The 21487-nt window shown below is 37.7% G+C and carries 16 protein-coding genes and 1 pseudogene; 11 read left to right on the plus strand and 6 right to left on the minus strand.

All coding sequences use genetic code 11. From position 1 onward, the window contains the following. Position 1 precedes the first annotated feature (1 nt). Together IPH52_11220 and IPH52_11225 are read left to right on the plus strand one after the other, a co-directional pair. Positions 2 to 1467 (plus strand): annotated as a pseudogene (locus IPH52_11220) (GAF domain-containing protein). Positions 1468 to 1652: 185 nt separating this feature from the next. Next, positions 1653 to 6533, plus strand: coding sequence for a hypothetical protein (locus tag IPH52_11225; GenBank protein ID MBK7055605.1), 4881 nt, complete (start codon positions 1653 to 1655; stop codon positions 6531 to 6533). 237 nt (positions 6534 to 6770) lie between these two features. Here the strand turns inward: IPH52_11225 and IPH52_11230 are convergent, their stop codons facing one another. The 3 genes from IPH52_11230 to IPH52_11240 all read right to left on the minus strand — a co-directional run bounded on the left by IPH52_11230 (position 6771) and on the right by IPH52_11240 (position 10482). After that, positions 6771 to 8333, minus strand: coding sequence for an LruC domain-containing protein (locus tag IPH52_11230; GenBank protein ID MBK7055606.1), 1563 nt, complete (start codon positions 8331 to 8333; stop codon positions 6771 to 6773). A 77-nt stretch (positions 8334 to 8410) separates the two neighbouring features. Then, positions 8411 to 10276 (minus strand): cyclic nucleotide-binding domain-containing protein, encoded by a 1866-nt coding sequence (locus IPH52_11235; protein ID MBK7055607.1) that lies wholly within the window; start codon positions 10274 to 10276, stop codon positions 8411 to 8413. 11 nt (positions 10277 to 10287) lie between these two features. Next, positions 10288 to 10482, minus strand: a complete 195-nt coding sequence (locus IPH52_11240) for a hypothetical protein (GenBank protein ID MBK7055608.1) — start codon at positions 10480 to 10482, stop codon at positions 10288 to 10290. 255 nt (positions 10483 to 10737) lie between these two features. On the opposite strand from IPH52_11240, the gene IPH52_11245 reads away from it, so the two are divergent. The 7 genes from IPH52_11245 to IPH52_11275 all read left to right on the plus strand — a co-directional run bounded on the left by IPH52_11245 (position 10738) and on the right by IPH52_11275 (position 17726). Continuing rightward, a complete protein-coding gene (locus IPH52_11245; protein ID MBK7055609.1) occupies positions 10738 to 11205 on the plus strand; it encodes a HEAT repeat domain-containing protein in 468 nt (155 codons plus the stop codon). A gap of 3 nt (positions 11206 to 11208) precedes the next feature. Next, complete coding sequence (locus IPH52_11250) at positions 11209 to 12009, plus strand: HesA/MoeB/ThiF family protein (protein ID MBK7055610.1); 801 nt, start codon at positions 11209 to 11211, stop codon at positions 12007 to 12009. Between the two features lie 239 nt (positions 12010 to 12248). After that, a complete protein-coding gene (locus IPH52_11255) occupies positions 12249 to 12671 on the plus strand; it encodes a hypothetical protein (protein MBK7055611.1) in 423 nt (140 codons plus the stop codon). A 24-nt stretch (positions 12672 to 12695) separates the two neighbouring features. Further along, positions 12696 to 13985, plus strand: coding sequence for a WG repeat-containing protein (locus IPH52_11260; GenBank protein ID MBK7055612.1), 1290 nt, complete (start codon positions 12696 to 12698; stop codon positions 13983 to 13985). A 512-nt stretch (positions 13986 to 14497) separates the two neighbouring features. Beyond that, a complete protein-coding gene (locus tag IPH52_11265; protein ID MBK7055613.1) occupies positions 14498 to 15568 on the plus strand; it encodes a hypothetical protein in 1071 nt (356 codons plus the stop codon). A gap of 11 nt (positions 15569 to 15579) precedes the next feature. Beyond that, complete coding sequence (locus IPH52_11270) at positions 15580 to 16125, plus strand: carboxypeptidase-like regulatory domain-containing protein (protein MBK7055614.1); 546 nt, start codon at positions 15580 to 15582, stop codon at positions 16123 to 16125. A gap of 146 nt (positions 16126 to 16271) precedes the next feature. Then, a complete protein-coding gene (locus IPH52_11275; protein ID MBK7055615.1) occupies positions 16272 to 17726 on the plus strand; it encodes a hypothetical protein in 1455 nt (484 codons plus the stop codon). Positions 17727 to 17791: 65 nt separating this feature from the next. Here IPH52_11275 and IPH52_11280 read toward each other — a convergent pair whose 3' ends face one another. Beyond that, on the minus strand, positions 17792 to 18085 hold the full coding sequence (locus IPH52_11280; GenBank protein MBK7055616.1) for a DUF2281 domain-containing protein: 294 nt from the start codon (positions 18083 to 18085) through the stop codon (positions 17792 to 17794). A gap of 80 nt (positions 18086 to 18165) precedes the next feature. On the opposite strand from IPH52_11280, the gene IPH52_11285 reads away from it, so the two are divergent. Further along, positions 18166 to 19428 (plus strand): tail fiber domain-containing protein, encoded by a 1263-nt coding sequence (locus IPH52_11285; GenBank protein MBK7055617.1) that lies wholly within the window; start codon positions 18166 to 18168, stop codon positions 19426 to 19428. A gap of 16 nt (positions 19429 to 19444) precedes the next feature. Here IPH52_11285 and IPH52_11290 read toward each other — a convergent pair whose 3' ends face one another. After that, a complete protein-coding gene (locus IPH52_11290) occupies positions 19445 to 19741 on the minus strand; it encodes a HigA family addiction module antidote protein (GenBank protein MBK7055618.1) in 297 nt (98 codons plus the stop codon). A 248-nt stretch (positions 19742 to 19989) separates the two neighbouring features. Here IPH52_11290 and IPH52_11295 point away from each other — a divergent pair, with 248 nt between their 5' ends. Beyond that, complete coding sequence (locus IPH52_11295; protein MBK7055619.1) at positions 19990 to 20214, plus strand: hypothetical protein; 225 nt, start codon at positions 19990 to 19992, stop codon at positions 20212 to 20214. Here IPH52_11295 and IPH52_11300 read toward each other — a convergent pair. Then, positions 20187 to 21473 (minus strand): SpoIIE family protein phosphatase, encoded by a 1287-nt coding sequence (locus IPH52_11300; protein MBK7055620.1) that lies wholly within the window; start codon positions 21471 to 21473, stop codon positions 20187 to 20189. The two genes, IPH52_11295 and IPH52_11300, sit on opposite strands and share 28 nt — an antisense overlap. Between the last annotated feature and the right edge of the window lie 14 nt (positions 21474 to 21487).

The raw sequence follows: 21487 nt of genomic DNA on the forward strand, positions 1-21487 counted from the left end.
TATGGCAGGTGAAAATTCTAATGAAAAACATGAAGAAATTTTCGAGCATGAATTCGAAATTCTTCAAAGAATAAAAGAGCATTTTCAAGTTACATCAGACAAGGATTCTAATCTAGTCGAATATAAGATTTTAGGAGAAAACTATGAGCAACTCCTAAGACAGAGCATTAAGCTTATGAAGATTGGGGATTCTACCCAACGAAGACTGATTAAAACACAAAACCAACTCCAAGAAGCAAATGATCAAATTGAAAAGTCTTACAATAATTTAAAAGCACTCAGTCAATTTGGACAATCAATTACAGCAAGTCTTGATACTAAAGAAATTATTCTCTCTGTTCATAAGCATATAGAAGCTATGATGTCTACCGATATACTTTCCATCGGGATGTATGAAGAAGACAAAAAAATGATCAAGTATAAATTCTGCGTTAAGAATGGAGCCTATGTTCCTTCTCTTGCCTCAGAGAGATTAAAGGAAAAGAATTTTCCTCTCTCTGCTTTGAAAAAAAACAGGAGATCATCGTAGAAGATATTTATACAGAATATCCAGATATGGTTGCAAGTGTAAAAGAACTATGGGATGAAACAACAAAGTCACTTGCCTTTTTCCCATTGAAAGTGGAAGACAGGTTTATTGGAATTCTCACCGTTCAAAGTTATGGAAATAAAGCATATTCTGAAAATCAATTGAACGTATTACGAACATTAGCCTCTTACGTAGGCATTGCCATTGATAATGCAGACGCATATAAGAACCTTTCTAAAAAGAATAAACAACTCAATGACAATATTGAAAAGATCAATTCCCTCAATGAAGGCATAGAAAGAGAAAGACAGAAATCCGAAAAGTTATTATTAAATATTTTACCTGCTTCCATTGCAGAGCGTCTAAAAGCTGGCGAAAATGTTATCTCTGATTTTTTTCCAGAGGCTACTGTGATGTTTGCCGATCTAGCTGGATTTACAAAGATGAGTGCCAAATTAGCTTCGCCGGAGAAACTCGTTATTATCCTCAATGATATTTTTACAGAGTTTGATATGGTCGCCAATAAATATGGACTCGAAAAGATTAAAACAATCGGTGACTGCTATATGGTTGCCGGTGGTATTCCTGTTACGAGTGCAGACCACACAGAGAGAGTAGGCTACGCATCCATTGATATGCTAAGAGTGTTTACTGAGATAAAAGCAAATTGGAATATGGATTTTGGAATTCGAATTGGAATGCATGTGGGTTCTATTGTAGCCGGAGTAATCGGTCAAAACAAATTCGTTTACGATTTATGGGGTGATACTGTAAATACAGCTTCTAGAATGGAATCCCATGGTGTGCCAGGAAGAATTAACTGCTCCCAGGAAATATACAATAAATTAAAAGATAAATTTGTTTTCGAAGACCGCGGTGAAATGGAAGTAAAAGGAAAAGGCATTATGCATATGTTTTTTCTGAACGATAAAAAATAACCTAAACTATTAGTGGGAAAAGATTACCTATGATTTGTCTTAAATCAGTCCAATGCTTTTCCACTTTGTGGGCGGTCTTTGTCTAATGCGATTCCTGTGGATTTGTAGGGCGGTTGTGTCCTGTATGCTCCGAGCCATTAAGCCTTGAAACAAACATTAATCGTGATAAACTAGTTCTTGGAAGGATGAGAGAATATCTTTCGAATTGGCAATCATCGGGTAAAGTCAGTAAGAAAGCAATCACAGAAATTGAAGATGCATTGGCAAATACTGATTTGCCGAAAAAAGAGCAAGCAAATCCATCGTTTGGAATTATAAGCTTGTTCTTACAGTGGGTGCAAAGCCTAATCACAGTCTTCTTTGTCGGTATTGGCTCTCTCTTTGAGCCAATGATAGTAAAGCCCAAAGCGGCAAATCATAAATATTCACATTCCGGCAAAGAAATAGATTCTAGCTATGAGAATTTGACAGAAGGAATTCTTACTGAGGATAATAGTCGTATATCGGGGTTAGATAGTCTTTCCGAGATGGACGAAAAACCTAGACGTAGAAAAGGTAAATACAGCGTTGATCCATTTAAGGAAAGTATTAAAGAAGAGCCTGCGTTTGAAATCTGGTCAGGACTTCGTCCTTTATTTAATGAATACATCTGGTGGTTCATCGGATCTCTCTTAGTATTAACAGGCTCTATCATGGGAATCAGAGAAGCATGGCTTGTGCTTTCAGGGATTAATCGTCATTTGACAGTGCTAGGCGCAGTTGTCTTGTATCAATTTTTATTCACTGCACTCGGAGTATTTCTTGGGACTAGGTCAATTATTACGGGAAGACTTCTTTCGGTAATTTCTCTTCTATTGCTTCCCGTTTCATTTTCTGTAGTGTCTGATGTGCTTAGCGTAAATATAGTCCTAGGTCTTATAGCTCTTTTTATTTTAATGGGGCTTACTTCAGGTATCCTATCTATCATAGCTAAATTATTTCAGTTACGGGCTAAAGGTTTTATTGTAGCCATATTGCCTTCCCTTGCCTTATTATCCATAGCTTCTTTAGTAGGTAGCAGTATAAATTTAATTCTACTCAGTTTCCTTCCTCTTTTGGTGGTTGGATATGTTGGAAGTAGAGTGATTCAGTCAAAGGTTTATAGCAAAGGATTATTCTTACTTTCTATTTATGCTGCCATTTCTGTATTGATTGTTTGTTTAAACCAAATTCCAATGGAAGGTAATCTACAGTTTGCCTTTGGGACTTTAGAACTAGGAATTCTTCTTCTCTGGATTTTAGGCTTATCCGCAATATTAGTTACTGCATTCGGAACTCTGGGTAAAACAAACGAAACAAAGAGATTATATGTTGTTCTCGAAATATTCTTTTTAGCTGTTGCGCTAGCTATTTCCTCTGCGGGAGGAATGTTCATTTTAATTACTGCCAATACAACTCAATTCGTATTTGCAATTTTACGGGCGGTTTATATTACCTTGCCGCTTCTTTCTACTGTCCTTTTTTTAACGACGGTCGCCCGTCATGAAATGTCTATTCATCCATTCATGATATTGTCTATTTTCACTGGCTTCCTTTTTGGATACGAGATATTCCCAATGACTCATTGGTCTTTTGCGTTTGCATCTTTTGTTCCCATTACAGGAATGTTTTTTCAAAAAAGACAATCCATTAGAATGCAAAAACTTTTAATCTTTTGGGGAACCTTCGTTGGATTAATATCCTGTTCTATTCTATTAGCGATTACACTTCGTTTGCCACAAAATCAAAATATGGAAGTATTTCTACTGCTTCCGATTTTAGCTACAGGACTTTATTATGGCTTCGTATCACACCAAGTAGGTGGCTGGTCAAGATCTGCGTTACATCTAACTGCATCCTTTGGTATATTTGTATTCATGAATACGCTTCTTATTTATTTTTTGCCTAACAGCGAGTTGTTCTCAAGGATGGGAATTGCATTTGGTCTAATCAGCAGTATTTATTACCTTTTAGGAATTGAGTTTGAAAGAAGGCTTTTAAACAAAAAGGAGGGTTATGATTTTCAACCTTTTGATGATATTTCTCTTCTCGCCGGTGCACTTTCTTTTTTAAGTCTAGTATTTGTAACGAGCACTAGTTTTATTGAAAATTCAGTTGGTATAATTATTGGAATACTATTAATTATGCGCTCTTTTAGAGACAGGAGTAGTCTTACCTCCTTTATAGGAGCCATGATACTTTCTCTTGCTGTTTTTCGATTAACATTAAATTCTTTTGATGTTATTAGCACGGCAAATGCTTCGTTAGCTGCTGCTTCCATCGCATTAGGTGCGGGAGTTCTTTGTGTCCTATTTCCTAATTTTAGCCCAACACCTGTAATCGCGAGAAAGGTTTTTTATGTATTACGGTTACCATTTTCTGCGCATGGATTAGTGCTGATTCGAAATGGATTATCGGCTACTTCTCTCCTTTATGTTTTACATAGCATTGGATTGACCATTACATGGTTTGGAATTGTAGATCAACCAGAGAGAAATTTTGTTATTCTATCGGGAGTAATTCTTGCTATTGTTTTTGTCTTAGCCTTTTTTTCTCGAGCGTTCAATTCCTTTTATCTGCGAGGTTCAACTGTTTCGCTTGCACTTATTTTTGTATGTATTGGATTAGCTGCTGTCGCGAATCGAATCGGTAGACCTTTGTCGCCTAACGTTGTGGGACTTAATCTTTCCCTTGGAATTATTGCACTTTGGATATTCTCGCGAGTCTTGTTTTTTACTGGTCAAAGAATTGCAGATTGGTTAGACAATTCTATACAGGGTAATTTTTATCATCATGTTCCTTTGACGGCAATGCTTTTGCTCGGTCTTGTTTTACTCCTAGATATTTTTCTTTTGCAACCTGCAAATATCTCTCGCTTTTTATATATTACCCCGCCAACGTTTTTCATCGGAGCAGGACTCGCCGCTTTCTTCTATAGTCGTTCTATAAACACTGTAATTCCTTTACATATTTCTAGTGGGTTAATGATTTTAGCCTCTGCATTAAGCTTTGCGCAAGAGGCTATTTTGGGAACAAAGTTAATTCCACTTGATTTACCCGGAAGTCGATGGGTTCCTGTCATTACCGAACAAGCATCTAGGAGCGGAGATTGGTTAAATCCAATTTACTTTTTACCCCCGAATTTGAATCAGGCAATATTGATTATCCGCGCGACAACAGGGATTGCATTCGCAGGTGCTATGTATGCTTTATTTGTATTGGTTCTACCATTGAGTGCACTTGGTGCAGCAATGCGAAAAATTATTTTTAAACGCGAAGACTATCTCCCTTTACAATCTATTTTCGTAGCTTGGTCATTTATATGCATTGGAATGATTTCTATCATTGCTTTTCAATACGCATTTATTACACCTGCATGGATTGCACTATTGGCGAGCGCATTACTCATATTTGCCCGCTATTCTAGAGAAGGAAATGCTTCTTTCGCGATTAGTGGAATTCTAATTTTACATGGTATGGCGCATCGGGACTCTATATATCCTGTTACGATTGGACCTGTATTTGCAGTCATTGCTCTTCTTATGGTTATTGCGGTGAAGCCATTTAGTTCTATTTCGAAGAAGCCTTATAGTAGAATTCTAGAAAGTTTTCATGCAGGAGCTTTTATTTATTCAGGAATAGGTATCATATACGCGCTTGCTAGTTTGTCTGCGGCTAGTTTCGATAATGCGGTTCCCGGTTTAATTCTTGCTATGTTCTTAGGACTCGGCGGAGTATGGATGCAAACCTTTACCTTGGGGATTAGCTTATTTATTGGTTCTATGTCTTTGTTTATTGGAGCATTTCAATGGATTGCGGGGCTTACAACGTTTGCCGCTATGGCGAGCGTGATTGTATTTGGTTTTTCAGGAATAACCTCCTTTCCTCTATTATGTGAGTATAGTTTTTGCTCGGAGGCTAATACTGTTAATTCCCTTCCGGGGATGATTCCTTACTTTGCACTTATACTTTCTATCGTGATAGGTTTGGCTAATTTCTGCTCTCTTCTTATAAGAAAGAAGCGTGAGGATTTTTCAATAGGTCTGCTTTATGGATCAGATGTTTTAATCTTAATGATTGGATTTTTGATTGCCATCTTTGTTCGATTGAACATTCCATCAGGTTTACTGTTTAATGAGTATGCTTTGATCTCTGCAATTCTTTTAGTGATTCTTATTTCTATTTTTACTTCTATTCTATATAAAAAACCGCGGCATATTTATTTTACCCAAACATCGATTGCTACTCTCTACATAGCTTTAAAGCCTGCTTTTCCTGAAGTCTTGACTCCTGAGGTTGATGCAATCGTAGCATTAGTCTTTGGTTTTATATTAACGGGGATAACAACGGTTGCACGTAGAGCTGAAATTCCTCCCTTACAAGAAAGCACTCGTCGTTTTGCTGCTATCATGCCTGTAGTGGCTGCGATGGTTCTACCTACAGAGTTTAATTATGGAAATGCAGGGATGGCAACTTTCTCTTCTGCATTGTATGCCGCCCTCGCAATCACTTCTTCTAATCGCATCTATGCAGTGCTTGCGGCAGTAGCGGCTAATCTCGCTATATTCACTGCTATTATGGCGTCTAACGTTCAAGGACTTGAAGTTTACTTGGCACCGGTGGGACTTTTTACTTTATTTCTAGGACATATTTATAAAGAAAATCTAACGGAACAAGCAAGAAAGATCATTCGTATTGGAGGAGGCTTACTTCTCTATTTACCTGCCGCTGTAAATATTAGTTTTGAAATGGGGCGTGCGTCAGACGCAATGTATGCTGTTGTATTTGGAATGCTCTGTCTTTTAGGAATCTCTGCTGGAATGATTTTTCAGATTCGCTCTTATTTATTTATGGGAGTAAGCTTTTTTACGCTCAATCTTGCTGCTAATCTTTTGCAAACAGGACTTAGAGATCAGCGCATGGGATTTATTCTTTTATCTTTTGCAGGGCTATTCATTATTGGTAGTCTAGTTTTTTATACTTTGAAGAATAATCAGATTCTAGGTTTTGTAGAGAAAACACAAAAGAAACTGGCTAAATGGGAATAAAGATTAATTAAAGATTACCACCGATGAACACCGAGAGCACCGATAAAGGATGCGATAGGTCTTTAATATTTATCATTTGGCTTGAATCCAAATGATTTTTTTCATTCTCTTATCGGTGTTCATTCCACCCTTCGCTTCATATATTCGCGACCTTCGCCTTCACCTAGTAATCAGTTCTTTTTAATTTATAGAGGGACAACATGGTGAGTCAATGCATTGGCTCACCATGTTTTCAAATTATGCTGATTTTAATTTCTTGCGAAGGATTATGCCCATGGAAATACCAAAGACGGCAAGAGATATAGCAATGAAAAGATTTGTATTTGACTCAGTTCCTTTTAAGTAAGCAAGTAAATTGCTTGGCTCAGAAGGAAGAGGATAAACTTTACCACTTGTTACTGTTGTATACCAATCCTTGTCGTTCACTCCTTTTGATGTTGCCCAAGAGTTAAATCGTGAGTAACCGGTAACACTTGCATTTCTAATATCTTGTCTCTCTAAAGGCCAAGCCCAAACGCCCGGAACCATGATTGCCCAAGGAAATCCATTTGAGTCCATATACAGATCTTTGCCTTCTGCATCAAAGTATCTTCCAGGAAAGAAAATATTTTGGTTTGTGTTGATGACTTGCAGATAAATATTGTAAGGCGCAGAACCGACTACACTTCTTGCTACTGGTGTATTAAAAATAACCTTGATCTTTGATACATGACCTGGCGCATAAGTTTGATTTAACTCAACGTTTTGGGAGCTAATTGTATTTGCACTGTTACCAAGTATTGTTAAACCTGCGTCTAGCTGAGCACTTGTTGGGGTAAATATCGTTAGTCCAGTGTTATTTGGAACGCCTGCTGCATCTGTAATTGTGCTTTCGAAGGAAATGTTTACAGTATTTGGAAATAGAAGATTCAGTTTATGACGATAACCTGCACCTCTGGCTACGTGCTGGTATGCTCCACGCACTTCTACAATTTGACCCTGTGCATTCAAATCTTCTTCATTGTAAAATTGGACTACATAGTCATTTAAATCTGCATCCCCTGCGTTCGGATATAAATCTTCAAAGGAAATTGTATTTACACCAGTTGCAGGAAAACGAATCTTCGTAGCTTTTTTAGGATCATCCGGATAAAAATCATGTTGGTCGTCAATTCCATCTCCATCTCTATCAGCGATTTGTGTTCCATTGCCGGTTGGATTAGAAATTGGAAGTGTAACATTTCCAATAGAACTAATTGGTTGATTCGTTGAAGTTCCATTTGTAGTGACTGGGACTTGCAGTGGAACAACTACAGGCTGACTTGTCGAGCCTCCTGATGTTATTGTTACATTTACTTGAGTCGTTGTGCTAGGAACTGTTACGCTACCTGTAACATTTCCACTTGCATCAGTGACTTGTTGTAATAGCACATTATTCTCTGTTGGATTTGTAATCGTGACAGTGGCTGGACTTACAGGATTACCCTGATTATCCGTAACGGTCATATTAACTGGAATAGTTGTATTTGTTTGGTAGGTAAATGGTGTGTTGCCGCTAGGATTGACTGTAACCGTAGCACTGGGTTGTGCATCAGCTAAAGTTGTCGCGGTAGAGGTAGAACTTGGTATGCTCACAGTAGCAACGCTTGCAGGATTATTTGTGTTAGCCGTATTCGCGCTATTACCTGTAGTTCCTACACTCGTAGTTGTTGGTGCTGACTCTTGAGCAAGACTTTGAATTGGAATGAGTTGTTTTTTCTTTTGATCGCAACCTACTAGGGCGATAGCCAAAACGAATACTATTGAAAGAATTTGTTTCATATTGATCCTCCACGGGGATTTTTTTCCATCTTTGTATATATGGACTAGAAATTAAAGTAAAAACTGTCAAAAAGTAATTAACTTGAGGATTTTCGTCGTTTGCGATACTTTGAGTGTTGAGAAATTTTTGGACTAGTGATTGGGGAAGGGAGCATACTTATCTTATCTTCTAGGATTTTATTTTTTTGCTGTTCAATTTTTAATTGATCTTCGATTTCTTGCATTCTGTTTTTCAAAAGTCGTTCCGAATATCCGATTCTAGTAGCGAGAGTTTGAATCAGTTTCAATGAAAAGTCGGGATTACTTTTTATAAGAGCTTCCAGGTTATCACCATCTGCTGTTGCCACTACACAGTTTGTCATGCAGACTGCGCTTGCTGATCTTGGTTGATTTCCGAGGATGGACATCTCTCCAAAAATTTCTCCAGCTTCTACAAATCCTAAACTAATTTTCTCTCCTGCCTCTGTGTGCTTACATACTTCAATACTTCCCTTTTTTAGGAGATAGAATTTTTTTCCAGTTTCGCCTTCTTTGAAAAGAATGGTTCCGGCGGTATAATAGTTATTATGCTCCATCACAGTTGATTCTTTTACAAATAGTTTTCTAATCTTCTTAAAGCCTGGAAATTTGAGATTGTATAAAATTCCTTTTCCTAATTTGTAAAGTTCATATTGAAATAGAAAACGATGAAAGCCTTTCGGGAGTGTTTCAAATCGAACGATACTTCCCATCGGTCGCTCAAAGTCTTCGTGGTTATCCCAAATCACAGTTCCTTTAATTGTAGGAGATTTAAAATCAGAATATAGATAAGAAATTTCTAATTTGTGTCCAATCTCGAGTGTATCAAAAGTCCTAAGAAAACTATTAAATGAAGTCACATCGGAGCCAACCATTGACTTTGTATCGAGACCCTTTTCTACGTTTACTTCCATGATGATAGGAATGCTAATGATACTGTTTTTGAAATATTCTGGATTGATTGCGCCTAGTAAAAATAAATTAAATCCAAGCACGATGGGGTAAATGGCAAACAGTGTAATCATTTCAAAATCGTTCAGTTTTAAATCAAAAATATAAATGAGTTGAGCTTGAAAAAGATAAAAAACTACAGAGACTAACAGCAACAATCCGATGGCGATTCCTCTTTTGACACCAATTGAAATAGAAAAGAAAGGAACAAATTCGGCATTCTTTTTTCCCATTGAGCGGATAATCCATCTTTCATACTGAGGTTGTAGTTGGATTGCCTCCCAGTCTTCAAGGGAAATATTTTGTTTTTCTAATTCACTCGTATGGGGTAGTGCGAGTGCACGAGCCATTAAGTATTCCAATGCAAGAATTAAAAAAACCAATTCCGGACCAATCACATACGTAATTTCATTTCCAATCAAAAGACAGGAATCATAAATCCCGTGAAACAAAAGTGGAATGGTATAAGCATAAATTAAATTGCTAGTTCTATTCTTGGTCGTGTAGTAAGCCTGTCTTAGCGCGAGGTAATAGGCTATTATCCCACAGGTAGTAATATGCAGTGGAACAGAAGTAAACATCCGCAAAAAAATCATGGAGGAATTTGTTTGGATGGCGTAGAAAATATTTTCTAAAGCAGAAAAACCAATTCCTAAAAACATTCCAAAGCAAACACTCTCATTGACATTGAGCTTGGAATATTGTTTTTTAAAAAGAAAAAACAAAAACAAAAATGCAGTTGTTTTCTCGAAGAGTGCTGCATTGATGAAGCCTGTAAGAATCTTGGTATCGCTCTCAAAAAAATCATCCAACCAAGGAAATACTAGGAGTAGTAATGCTGCTTGCAGGACACCATATAAAAAAGCGTCTAGGAAAACGCTAAACCGAGAGTTCTTGAGAAAATGCCTCTGATATAAAAGAATAAAAAGAGGAATAGGTAATAAAGAGAGAAAAAGTTTTTCAATTGAAAGCAACTAATAGTCCTTTACCTTTTTCGAACCGGTTTTTTGACTTCTTCTTTCAAATCGCGCTCGCGGATTTCTCGAATGGGCTCAGCCTCAGCTCTGAGTTCTTCTTCTAAAATATCATCCGGCTGCTCTTCTTTCACTTCCTGTGAACTGCAAGCTGAGAATTGAAGGGAAATAACGATTAGGATTAAGTAATATAGTATTTTTTTCATAATTTATGGGATAAGAATAATAGAATGCTTTAAAATATGCAAGTGATATTTTTTGACTAGTCTTGTTTCTTGGCTTTCCGTAAAGTCGTTGCCATCGAGGCAAGGAGGCACAGAGAATGGCAGTTTATCATTAGTTAGTCTTTGTTTTTTTATCTTTTTATTTGCTTTTTTTGAATTGAATTAAGCTATTAGTAAAATCATTGCACATAAACTTAGGTTGAATTAGTTTAAAAAATAATTAGGAGTGTGGTGTCTATGTTAAACAAACTTTGGTTTGCTCTTTGTGTTTTTATCTTGAGCGTTTCTATATCTGCTGAGGTGCCGGTCGAAGTGCATGTAAAAAATTTATCATCTGGATCGGATTCAGATAAAATTTCTGCATGTCATTTTCTTGGAAAAGAAAAACAAGAGTCAAAATATCTATCTGAAATACAAGAGGTTCTTAAGACAACCGACAATTCGCGAGTAGCCGTAGCCTGCGCGAATGCGCTCGGGTATATCCAAGAAAAAGGAAGTTCTACTACTGCTCTCAAAAATAAAATCATGTCTGAATCGAATTCCGATGTGGTCTATGCCTGTCTTGCTTCCATTGTGAATATCGCAATCAAAAATGGATACGAGGCAGATGCAAAGTCAGCAGTGCAATACTCGGATATCAATCACAGAAGTGATGAATTTGTTGCTGATTTAATTGACAGAATCAAGAAAAAGTTCAAAGAGTAATCCGTGTTATCCACATTAGAGCTAACGCGTTATTCTAGAAATATCTTACTATCCGAGGTAGGAAGAAAAGGACAGGAGAAATTAAAAGACTCAATGGTTACAGTAGTAGGAGCAGGGGGGCTTGGAAGTCCCGTCTTATACTACTTAGCCGCTGCGGGAGTAGGAGCAATTCAAATCATTGACTCTGATAAAGTTGATCTTACCAATCTACAACGCCAGATTCTTTACAACACTTCATCGGTTAATAAGGATAAGGCGGAAGAAGCGGAGTCGGTATTGCGGAGTCTAAATCCCAATTTGAGCATTCTTTCGCAAAATGCGAGATTAACCGCTTCCAATATAGAAGGAATTTTTCAGGGCTCCAATTTAATCATTGAAGGATCTGATAATTTTGAAACAAAGTTCTTAGTAAACGATGCCTGTCATTTTTTAAATATCCCTCTTATCCTTGCGGGTATTCTGAGATTTGAAGGACAGGTCATAGGAATTCTACCAAAGCAAACTTCTTGCTATAGATGTATCTTTCATTCTCCGCCGGATGCAGACAGTGTCCCCAATTGCGGCGAAGCAGGAGTAATCGGTAGTGTCGCGGGCATCATTGGCTCTATACAAGTAACGGAGTCTATTAAATTCTTACTCGGTCAAGAGCAGGGGCTATTTGGTAGTATCCTTTCAGTGGATGCAAAGACAATGGAGTTTAGAAAAATTTCCATCCCCAAAAACAAAGCCTGTCCTCTCTGCGGAGAAAATCCAAGTATTACAAAGATTGAAGACATTGTATTAAAGACTTGTGATTGGGAATAAAGATTTGCCAAGCTTCGATAAACTCTGGACAGACGCTAAGCCCAGAGTTAGAGATAATTTTGGCATTGCATTCGAAAGAGCTTGGAAAATATCTCGCAAAGACGCTAAGCAGCAAAGGTGAATCCTTCCTAAATACAAACCGCATTTAATCCATTTCCTTCTTTACAAAGAGCAGAAAATGTGATAAAAAGAAATTAACTTATGAAAACATTTCGAGTTATGATTGCTGGCTTTATCTTTTGCCTTTTTTTACAGAGAGTTGTTCTTCTGTGATTCAGGGAGAAATCATTGCAAGGGGAAATCCAACTGGAGATTTTATTCTGAATCCAACGGGCTGCTATTCGGGAGCGAGAATGCAATTTTACGGAATCATTCTTACGCAAACAGAAAACAAAGGACTTGTTTTAACTGGTATCATTGATCCAATCAGAGGTAAGTTAATTAAATTGAGACTTCCCGATTCCTGTCAATCGGATGATTACGATGACTGCAAAGAGATTTTTATTTCAAAAGAATCTTGCAGTGTGTATAAAATTAAAATAGAACCAACAAATGTGATGGTAAATAAAGTTCGTGCGTTAAGAGGCAAATTGGAATTAGACTGTAAATTCCAAGAAGGCGGAAGCATAAAGGGAAAAATTGAATTTGACTACTGTCATTAAAATTGATTATGAGGGTTTAAAACTATGAAACTGTTTAATAAAATGATTCTAATCTCTTTTCTTTTTTTAAATATCCGATGCACAATCTTTGAAATTATTTTTAGCCCAAAAAGCGAAGGAAAAGTTCTATTTGGTTATATGGATAAAAAAGGAAAAGAAACAATTCCTCCCAAATACAAAAAGGCTCATCCATTCAAAGAGGATTTAGCAAATGTAAAATATGAAAATAATCTCTGGGGATTTATTGATAAGAAAGACAATCGTGTGATTGAAGCAAATTACTTTGATGCAAAGGAATTCTCAGAAGGCTTAGCTGCGGTTAAGGTAAATGATGCTTATTCGGCAAAGAACTGGGGTTATGTCAACAAGACGGGGGAGATGGTGATTAGCCCTTCTTTTTATTCTGCTGGAGAATTTAGAAATGGAATTGCGCGTGTTACGTTAGAATATACAAAAAGATCCGGTTTCGCAAATCATTTACACGGATATATAAACAAAGAAGGAAAAATCATTGCGACTGATAAAGATAGAACCACTTCGTTAGAAAGGGATAATCATTCTTATGCGGATGGATTGTTACCGGTAAAGACTCCCGACGGATGGGGCTTCCAAAATCTAGCGGGCGAGATGATTACAAAAGACAGCTACTATGAAATACGTAGTTTTTCAGAAGGCATGGCGGCTGTAGCGGTTAATATTGATAGTCCAGATACTCTAAAGAAATTCTCAGACCTAATAGGTGGAGTGCCTGGAAGTGTAATCAGTGTAGTGTCTGGAACAAATACTGTTATCCTCTGGGGCTATATAAACACCTCAGGGAAAATGGTGATTCCTTTTACTTATTTGCAAGTGACTCCGTTTACAAATGGATTTGCCGTGGTCAATAATTTGAAAGTAGATCCTATAAGTAAGAGTGGATATTTTTTTATCAATAAAAAAGGAGAGAATCAATACAATTCGAGCTTTGAGTTCGCTAAGGGTTTTTCTAGCGGACTTGCCTGCGTTACGTCTATTTCAGACGAAAGAGGAAATACAAAGTCTTACTATATAAATCCCACCGGTAAAAAGGCATTAGACTCAGTCGATGGAAGAGAGCTTTTTAGTTGCGAGCCTTTTAGCGATGGAGTTGCCTTTATTCGAACCAGTGAAACTTTCCAAAAAGATCAAAATTCATTTGCCGAGTTCACTTATAGAGAGGGTTACATTGACAATAAGGGTAATCCTATTTATCCGCTCTCCATACAAAAAGACTTTGATGGACTTAGAACTTTCTCCAATGGAATGGCTATGTTCAATCGGTATTTTAAAAATTAGAATAGAATTAAAACGATTACCACCGGTGAATACTGATACAAGATACGATAGTTTTTAAATATGTGCAGTTTCGCTAAGCAATAGCTCTGATAATATTTTGATTTAGGATGATTCCTTTTAACAGAGCGACTAATACTGGTTAGTCGAAATAACAAAAAAATACAACGCTCGAATTCAAATTATTATATCTAAAAAATCTCTCTGTGTATTCTTGCCTCAGCGCCAAATGCATTTTTTAAAAACCTTTGAATTCGAATAGCCTTGGTATATACTTGAGTAAATAGAGTATAGTTTTTGTGACTTTTTGAAAAACAGCAAAAACAAAGGGATTTTTGACGAAAACGGAAAAATCCGAAAATTGTAAAAAAACTTAAAATCTACCTAAAATTGAGTATATACAAAAATCGCCGTCTTTAAAAAAATGGCATGAAACGTTAGGCGATATATGTAAAAAAAGTAAATTCCAGAAAAAATATATTGCCTATATATTCCGAATTATTTTTTTTAAAATTATGAAATCAAATGGTCAAAAATTAGAAATTAAGGGTAAAACGTTAGTTGGTAAATCATATCTCAAATCTTCAAAGTTTCTTGGATTGAGCTTGTTGGTCTATTTGCTATTAGCTGCTTCTAGTCTATTTGCGCAGGCGAAGTTGCCTACACTGGCAGTGCTGAATTTTAAATCAGATGGAAGTTTAAAAGAAGCACAGCTTCAATCTATCAGCGAGAAAGTGAGCAGTGGGATTGGAAAACAGGGAAGGTATACAGTTTTAGATAGAGGCTCTACGAAAGAACGGTTAAAAGAAATAGCCGATCAGCAGTTGGGACTTTATGATGAAATCAAAATCACGGATGCGACTAAAAAACTAGGTGCAGAAAAGATTTTAGTGGGAAGTGTTACGAAGTTTAACACGGCGTATTCGATATCCGCTAAAATTATAGATGTAGGAAGCGGGAAAATTGACAACGAACAAACCGAAACAATTGAGTCTCTAGATAAAATATCAGATGGCGTAGAGTCGATCGTAAAGAAATTCAGCAGACAATCCGTGGTTGTGACTAAGAAGGGAATGTTGTGGCGATCTGCTATTATCCCCGGTTGGGGTCAGTTGTATAGCGGGATTGCGGTGGACAATAGAAGAGAAAGAATCAAAGGACTTTCTTTTATGGGTGCGGGATTTCTTTTTGGAGCAGGTCTACTCGTAGCAAATGCAAACTATCAAAGCGCAAAATCAGACGTAGCCTCAAAAGAGAGACTCGATACGCTCGTATTCATTGCTTCTGGAAATACATTTAATCCATTGGGATTGATTACCTATTCTCTGGCAAACAGTGCTTCTGGAAAGATGGATAGTGCGGCTAATACTGCTTCGCTTGCATCGGTGTTATTCATTGGAGTGTATGCGATTAACTTACTCGATGTTATCATATTTGGAGGACATGATGCTGTCGCAGGAGGTAACTCGCTCTTCAACACCAATCCCTATGCCAAGACAGACGGGTTTAAGCTCAACACCTATTCCAACTACCAAAACGGAAATTGGAACAGAGAAGTAAATATCAAATACGATTTTAATTTTTAAAGGAGAATAGAATGAATAATAAAAAGGATTTTAAAACAGTCACCTCGAACAGCTTCCTCGTGAGTGTATGCATCTTAGGACTATTCGCATTTGCTGTAACTGGTTGCGATTACAAAAGCTCAAATACTTCTAGCTTGCTGGGGAAAGCAATTCTGAATTTCCAACGCGGATTGAACTCTGTGAGGACTGTTGGAATAACAGTGACATGTGATACAGATACTCCCGCGATTTCGACAAAGAAAATCAGCGGAAAAATAAAGGACACCAGCTCTTTAGTAAACATTCCAAACGCGAGAATTTCAACGGATACAGCTTCTTCGCTTGTAACACTGAGCGATGAAGCAGGTAGTTTTAGCATTGCTGGAATTGAATCGACTACAACGGATGTCACAGTAGGCGTAACGGCTACTGGCTATGATACGCTGAGCCAAAAAATAAAACTTACCTGCCAAAATTCCGTTGTAACGATTCTCATCAGTAAAGTAACAATAGCCGCTGCCGGAGTCAATGCAATGACAATGGATAATTCTAAATTGGATGATGGAAATATTCAGTAGGGGTAAGAATCCCCCTCTTTCCCTCTTTAGCAAGGGAGACGCCAGTTCTAAGTGCGGCTTAGAGCAATTACCCCCTTGCCAAAGGGGGGCTAGGGGGGATTCGAAATGCACCAAAGCAAACTGATAACACACTATGGAGAATACCAATGAAACAAAACAACCAACCTATAAAGGATAATGATATGAATAAACAAAACACCACCACCACAATCGTAAGGACAATTCGTGAATTGCCTCTACGGATCGTTCGTAATGGAATGCTCCTCGCTATCGGCTTCTTCGGCACAACAATATTAGCCGTTGCAATATCCGGCACGATTAAAACATGGACAACAGGCGAAGTGTTAAAGAGCGCTGATTTGAATACTACGATTGCGAGTCTACAAACGGCTATTCAGAATATACCCAATTGGACGAAAGCGGCTAATGGGAATGATGCGTATTATACAGCGGGGAATGTGGGGATAGGGACTGCGAGTCCGAGTGCAGCGTTAAACATATATTCAACGATAGATAATGCGGGGATATTGGCAGAAACAACGAGCACAACGAAAGTTGCGAGACTACAGTTAAAATCAGATTCAAGAAATTGGGGGCTATCCGTAGAAGGATCTGGCTTATCGAATAATGGGAAATTTAATGTTTATGACTACACTGCCTCACAATATAGAATGTCTATTGATACATCAGGCAATGTTGGGATTGGGACGACGAGTCCGGTGGCTAAGTTGGATGTAAATGCTACTACATTAAGCGGAGCAGGAATGAAAATTACACTTGCCGGTGGTAATCAAAATTATCTTCAATTGAATAGCGGTGCAGATGGTAACGCTGCATGGGGACTAAATGATAATGTGAGTAGAGATTTAGTGTTTTACAGATACAATAGCTCTGGTACTTATTTAGATGGTCCACTAAGAATTTCAAATGCAACAGGTGCAGTTACGGTAACAGGTGCACTTTCCAAAGGCTCCGGCACATTCGATATAGCTCATCCTGATCCATCGATGCCGAAGAATGCAAGACTCAGACATTCGTTTGTAGAGTCACCGACAGCGGGAGATAATATCTATCGTTGGCAAATCAAAGTTATGCGCGAAAATGGAAAGTTCTTTATCAAACTTCCAAAATACTGGACACATTTGAATACAAATCCAATGGTATGGGTTTCCTCTGCCGAGCAACCAGCGGCATCATTCGGTTATGTGGATATGACACAGGAAAAAGTAATTGTGCAAGCGGATAGAGTAGGGACATACAATGTTTTGCTGCTAGGAACTAGAAAAGATTCCCTAGCGACAAACAATTGGAAAGAGTTAGGCATGGAATATATTTCAAAAGGAATAGGCGAAGCCGAAAAAATTCTTTCTTATAATGCACAACCTGAATTCGGAGAAGAGCCACAAGAGCAAAAGTCCCTTCGACTCCGCTCAGGGAACGACCAACAAGCGGCTAATGAGAAGAAGCTTCTTGCGTTGGAAGAATCAAATCAAAAGTTAATAGAGGATAACAAGAGATTGCGCGATGATATGGCGCGGTTGCGTGGAACGTTGGAAGATCGTCTTCGTGCGATAGAGAATACGCAGATGGCAAAAAAATAATTAGGAATGCGGAATTAGGAATGTTAGTCTACAAAAGTTCTGTTCGAAGTTGCCAGATTTCTGGGTTACGGCTTGTGTGGATAATAGCGAAAATCCGCAGATTTCCAATTGTGCTTTTTATAAAGTCTTTGTTTCACATCTTCCCAGGAGGACAAGGCTTTAGGATTAGATTCCATAAGAGCAAGTCGTTTATCAATAAATTCTTTTCCTTTGTCGGAGAGTTTGAATTGATTAGCCGTATCAGAGATAGAAGTTTCAGCTTTATATTTATGAAGGAGAAAACTGACAAAGTCAAAAATCTCCTGCCTAGCAATAGGTGGGAGACTACTTATATTTTCTAAAAGAAGTTCAGAAGACATACTGAAAACAGTTAAGTCATTTGTATTAAATGTCAAGCGAAAAAAGACAATGCATTACAACACAATATAGGAGAAACAAAATGAGAGAATATTTAACAAGAAAAATTTACGGAGGAGTAGTCTTCGCCCTTGCAATCTTCGGCACAACAATATTAGCCGTTGCGATATCGGGCACGATTAAAACATGGACAACAGGCGAAGTATTAAAGAGTGCGGATTTGAATACAACGATTACGAGTTTGAAGACTGCGATAGAGGGAATTCCCAACTGGACGAAAGCGGCTAACGGCAATGATGCATATTATACAGCGGGGAATGTGGGGATTGGGACTAGTGCGCCAGCGAATACTTTGGATGTTGGGGGCTCTCTATCCGTAACAGGGGGAAGCAGTTCCTATTTACAATTTATCAATCCAAATGTGAGTGCTAGTTTAAAGTCATGGAGGATTTCAAATCAAGGGGGAAATGGTGACTTATATTTTGACAAATATGCAGATAGTTCAACTTATCTTAGAACTTCAATGTTTATAGCTGGGAATACTGGCAATGTGGGGATTGGGACAACGAGTCCGAGTTACCCTCTTCAAATTAGTGGTGACATTAGCGTAACAAATAATGGTGTTTTACGTTTTGGCAGTGCTGGAGCAGTCGGTTTTACTAGTGGAACCAATGTTCTCTCTATTGGAGGCGGAGTTACAGGAAGAGTAGTAATATGTAACGGGAATGCTAGTTCTTGCGATACTGGAATAAATGTAATAAACTCAGGTGGAGCTAATTTTGTAGGTATTGGCACCACAACCCCCTCACAATTATTAACAGTCAACGGTACCGCCGGAAACAGCACAGGAGTCTGGGTAAATAACTCTGACGAGCGGCTAAAGAAGAATATCCAACCACTTGGGAATTTTCTAGAGAAGCTAACAGAATTGCGCCCCGTTACGTTTGAATGGAAAGACCCGAAGAAATTAAACGCCAAAGAAGGAAAGCATATTGGATTTATTGCGCAGGAAGTAGAGAAAGTATTTCCTTATTGGGTGGATACTGATAAGGATGGAATGAAGTGGTTATCTATGGAAGGGGTTAATGCGGCTTTTGTGCAGTCATTCAAAGAAGTTGCGTTTCGACTCCGCTCAACGAGCGACTCTGTCAGTGTAGTTACTCAGAAGATTGAATTTCTCGAAAAAGAAAAAGCGGCTAATGAGAAAAAGCTTCTTGCGTTGGAAGAGGATAACAAGAGATTGCGCGATACGGTAGAGACGTTGCGCGCAACGTCTCTACGGACATCACAACAACTAGAAGACCGTCTTCGTGCAATTGAGAATACGCAGATGGCAAAGAAATAATTGAAAAAAAGGTTTACTAGGCAACTTTTTTCAAAGGACGAATGTTAAAATTTACTTTTTTCATTTTGTCCTTTGCCGTTTCTATATCAAAATGAGTTTGAAGCCCAAGCCAGAACTCAGGGGAGTTGCCAAAGAAAAAAGAAAGTCTGAGTGCCGTATCAACGGTAATCGATCGTTTGCCTTTGAGTATTTGGCTGATTCGAATGGGGGTAACTTTGATTTCCCTCGCAAGGACAGCCGCAGTAATTCCATAAGGAATGAGAAATTCTTCACTCAGAATTTCGCCGGGATGAATAGGTGGAATTTTTTTCATAATACTTACCTCGATTCCCCGGTGGAGAATTTAAATCCGTTACATCTTTTGCAACGTCAATCAAAAGAAGTTTTTGATACATTAATCTTTGTAAAGAAGCGGGAAATTTTTTGGAGTAAGTTCTGCTCCATATTTTCTTTGTTTCTCTATCGAAGAAAGATTGTATCACTTTCTCAAAGTATCGAGAGACGATATTTTAGTCAAGCGAAAAAAGACAATGCATTACAACACAACATAGGAGAAACAAAATGAGAGAATATTTAAAAACAAATCAATCGAACGCATTGAAGTCGATGTTGAAAGCGAAGTTATGTAACTTCGCTTTCAACTTGACACAAAAGATGAAAAGCGGAATGATCTTCGCTATCAGCATCTACGGCAGAGTGTCATTAGCCGTTACAATATCCGCCACGAGTAAGGAAGAAACAACAGGCGAAAGAGCCTACTATATCGCAATACTCAAAATAGAATAATCATCCATGATTTTATAATGCTTTCTAAAATCTTCCCATTCTTCTAAAATTAAATCGTTTAGCTCGGCAGGGTTCTTGCCATCAAATTCTTTTAATACTTTTTTTATATGCGTTGTTCCGAACTCTTCTTTATAAATATTCTTTTGTTCGACGATTCCATCTGTGCAAACGAAAATAAAATCTCCGGGTTTGACTTTGAATTTTTTAGACTGTAATTGCAAGTCTTCATTGATAGCAAAGAAAGGCATCTTATCAATTTTGTCAGCCTGTGAGTCTTCCATGTATTCGGATAATCTAGCTACTTTATTTTTTCTTTTTAACCATATAAATCCGTGTCCATAATCAAATACTTCAATCGTTTGATTTAACTTATCATAAAGAACAAATACGCCTGTCGCATACATTTCATCCGGAGTAAGATTATAACTTAGTCGATTCAAATGCGAAAGCCTTTCGGATAATTTAAAATGCGTTAGGTCTTCTTGTTTTTCCATTTCAACCCAGGTCTTAAGCATAGTTCCAATCACCATGACTACATTAGAGGCTTTTAGCCCTTTGCCGCAGACATCTAAATGAACAAAAAGAGAAAGGTTAGGGCTCAAAGAAAAAGTTCCTACATAATCTCCTCCCGGTCCATGCAAACAATTTACTTTGTAGTCAACTGACATATTTGATTCCTGTTTAAAATTTTTATTTGTCTCAAGCATCATTTTTAATTGAGAGACTTCACAAAACGACATGTCTTTTTCTAAAAAACTATTCAATCCATCTAGAATTTTTTGAATCGAGCAGATTCCATAAAAATATCCATCAACTGTAATGATAAATGGATCGAATCGAATATCTTCCTCTCTTTGCATTAGTAAGTAGGAAGTCTCCGAAAGGTTTGTATAAGCATCAATACACAAAACTCTTTTGTCGTAAACACTTTGCACTGTTACTTCTGGACGCAGCAGTAGTTCTTTAGAGAAAGGACCTTTGCTCAATGCCGCTAGTATTTTTTGGCGCATCGTATAGCCTATGATCTCATTTGAGTCTGTATCAAAAACAGGAAGAAAATCTAGCTCGTCGTTTGCCATATACTCTTCGTGCAGTGTTTGAAAGCGAAGGTATTGGTTTATTAAAAAGAATTTATTTTCTTTCTCTAATGCTGGTAAGGTTACTGCTAGTTTGCCGCATTCATAGGCTGAGAAAATGGGTCTCTTGTCCCCTTTAAAATCTGCGAATATATTCGGTTGTCTTTGAAGTTCTAGTTCCATGGAATAGACTTTAG

Source organism: Leptospiraceae bacterium (assembly GCA_016708435.1).
Classification (GTDB): domain Bacteria; phylum Spirochaetota; class Leptospiria; order Leptospirales; family Leptospiraceae; genus UBA2033.

Excerpts from the sequence above, each read along its gene's own strand:
- IPH52_11225 (MBK7055605.1), top strand. The coding sequence starts at position 1,653 with ATGAGAGAATATCTTTCGAATTGGCAATCATCGGGTAAAGTCAGTAAG.
- IPH52_11230 (MBK7055606.1), bottom strand. The coding sequence starts at position 8,333 with ATGAAACAAATTCTTTCAATAGTATTCGTTTTGGCTATCGCCCTAGTA.
- IPH52_11240 (MBK7055608.1), bottom strand. The coding sequence starts at position 10,482 with ATGAAAAAAATACTATATTACTTAATCCTAATCGTTATTTCCCTTCAA.
- IPH52_11245 (MBK7055609.1), top strand. The coding sequence starts at position 10,738 with ATGTTAAACAAACTTTGGTTTGCTCTTTGTGTTTTTATCTTGAGCGTT.
- IPH52_11260 (MBK7055612.1), top strand. The coding sequence starts at position 12,696 with ATGAAACTGTTTAATAAAATGATTCTAATCTCTTTTCTTTTTTTAAAT.
- IPH52_11265 (MBK7055613.1), top strand. The coding sequence starts at position 14,498 with ATGAAATCAAATGGTCAAAAATTAGAAATTAAGGGTAAAACGTTAGTT.
- IPH52_11270 (MBK7055614.1), top strand. The coding sequence starts at position 15,580 with ATGAATAATAAAAAGGATTTTAAAACAGTCACCTCGAACAGCTTCCTC.
- IPH52_11275 (MBK7055615.1), top strand. The coding sequence starts at position 16,272 with ATGAAACAAAACAACCAACCTATAAAGGATAATGATATGAATAAACAA.
- IPH52_11280 (MBK7055616.1), bottom strand. The coding sequence starts at position 18,085 with ATGTCTTCTGAACTTCTTTTAGAAAATATAAGTAGTCTCCCACCTATT.
- IPH52_11285 (MBK7055617.1), top strand. The coding sequence starts at position 18,166 with ATGAGAGAATATTTAACAAGAAAAATTTACGGAGGAGTAGTCTTCGCC.
- IPH52_11290 (MBK7055618.1), bottom strand. The coding sequence starts at position 19,741 with ATGAAAAAAATTCCACCTATTCATCCCGGCGAAATTCTGAGTGAAGAA.
- IPH52_11295 (MBK7055619.1), top strand. The coding sequence starts at position 19,990 with ATGAGAGAATATTTAAAAACAAATCAATCGAACGCATTGAAGTCGATG.
- IPH52_11300 (MBK7055620.1), bottom strand. The coding sequence starts at position 21,473 with ATGGAACTAGAACTTCAAAGACAACCGAATATATTCGCAGATTTTAAA.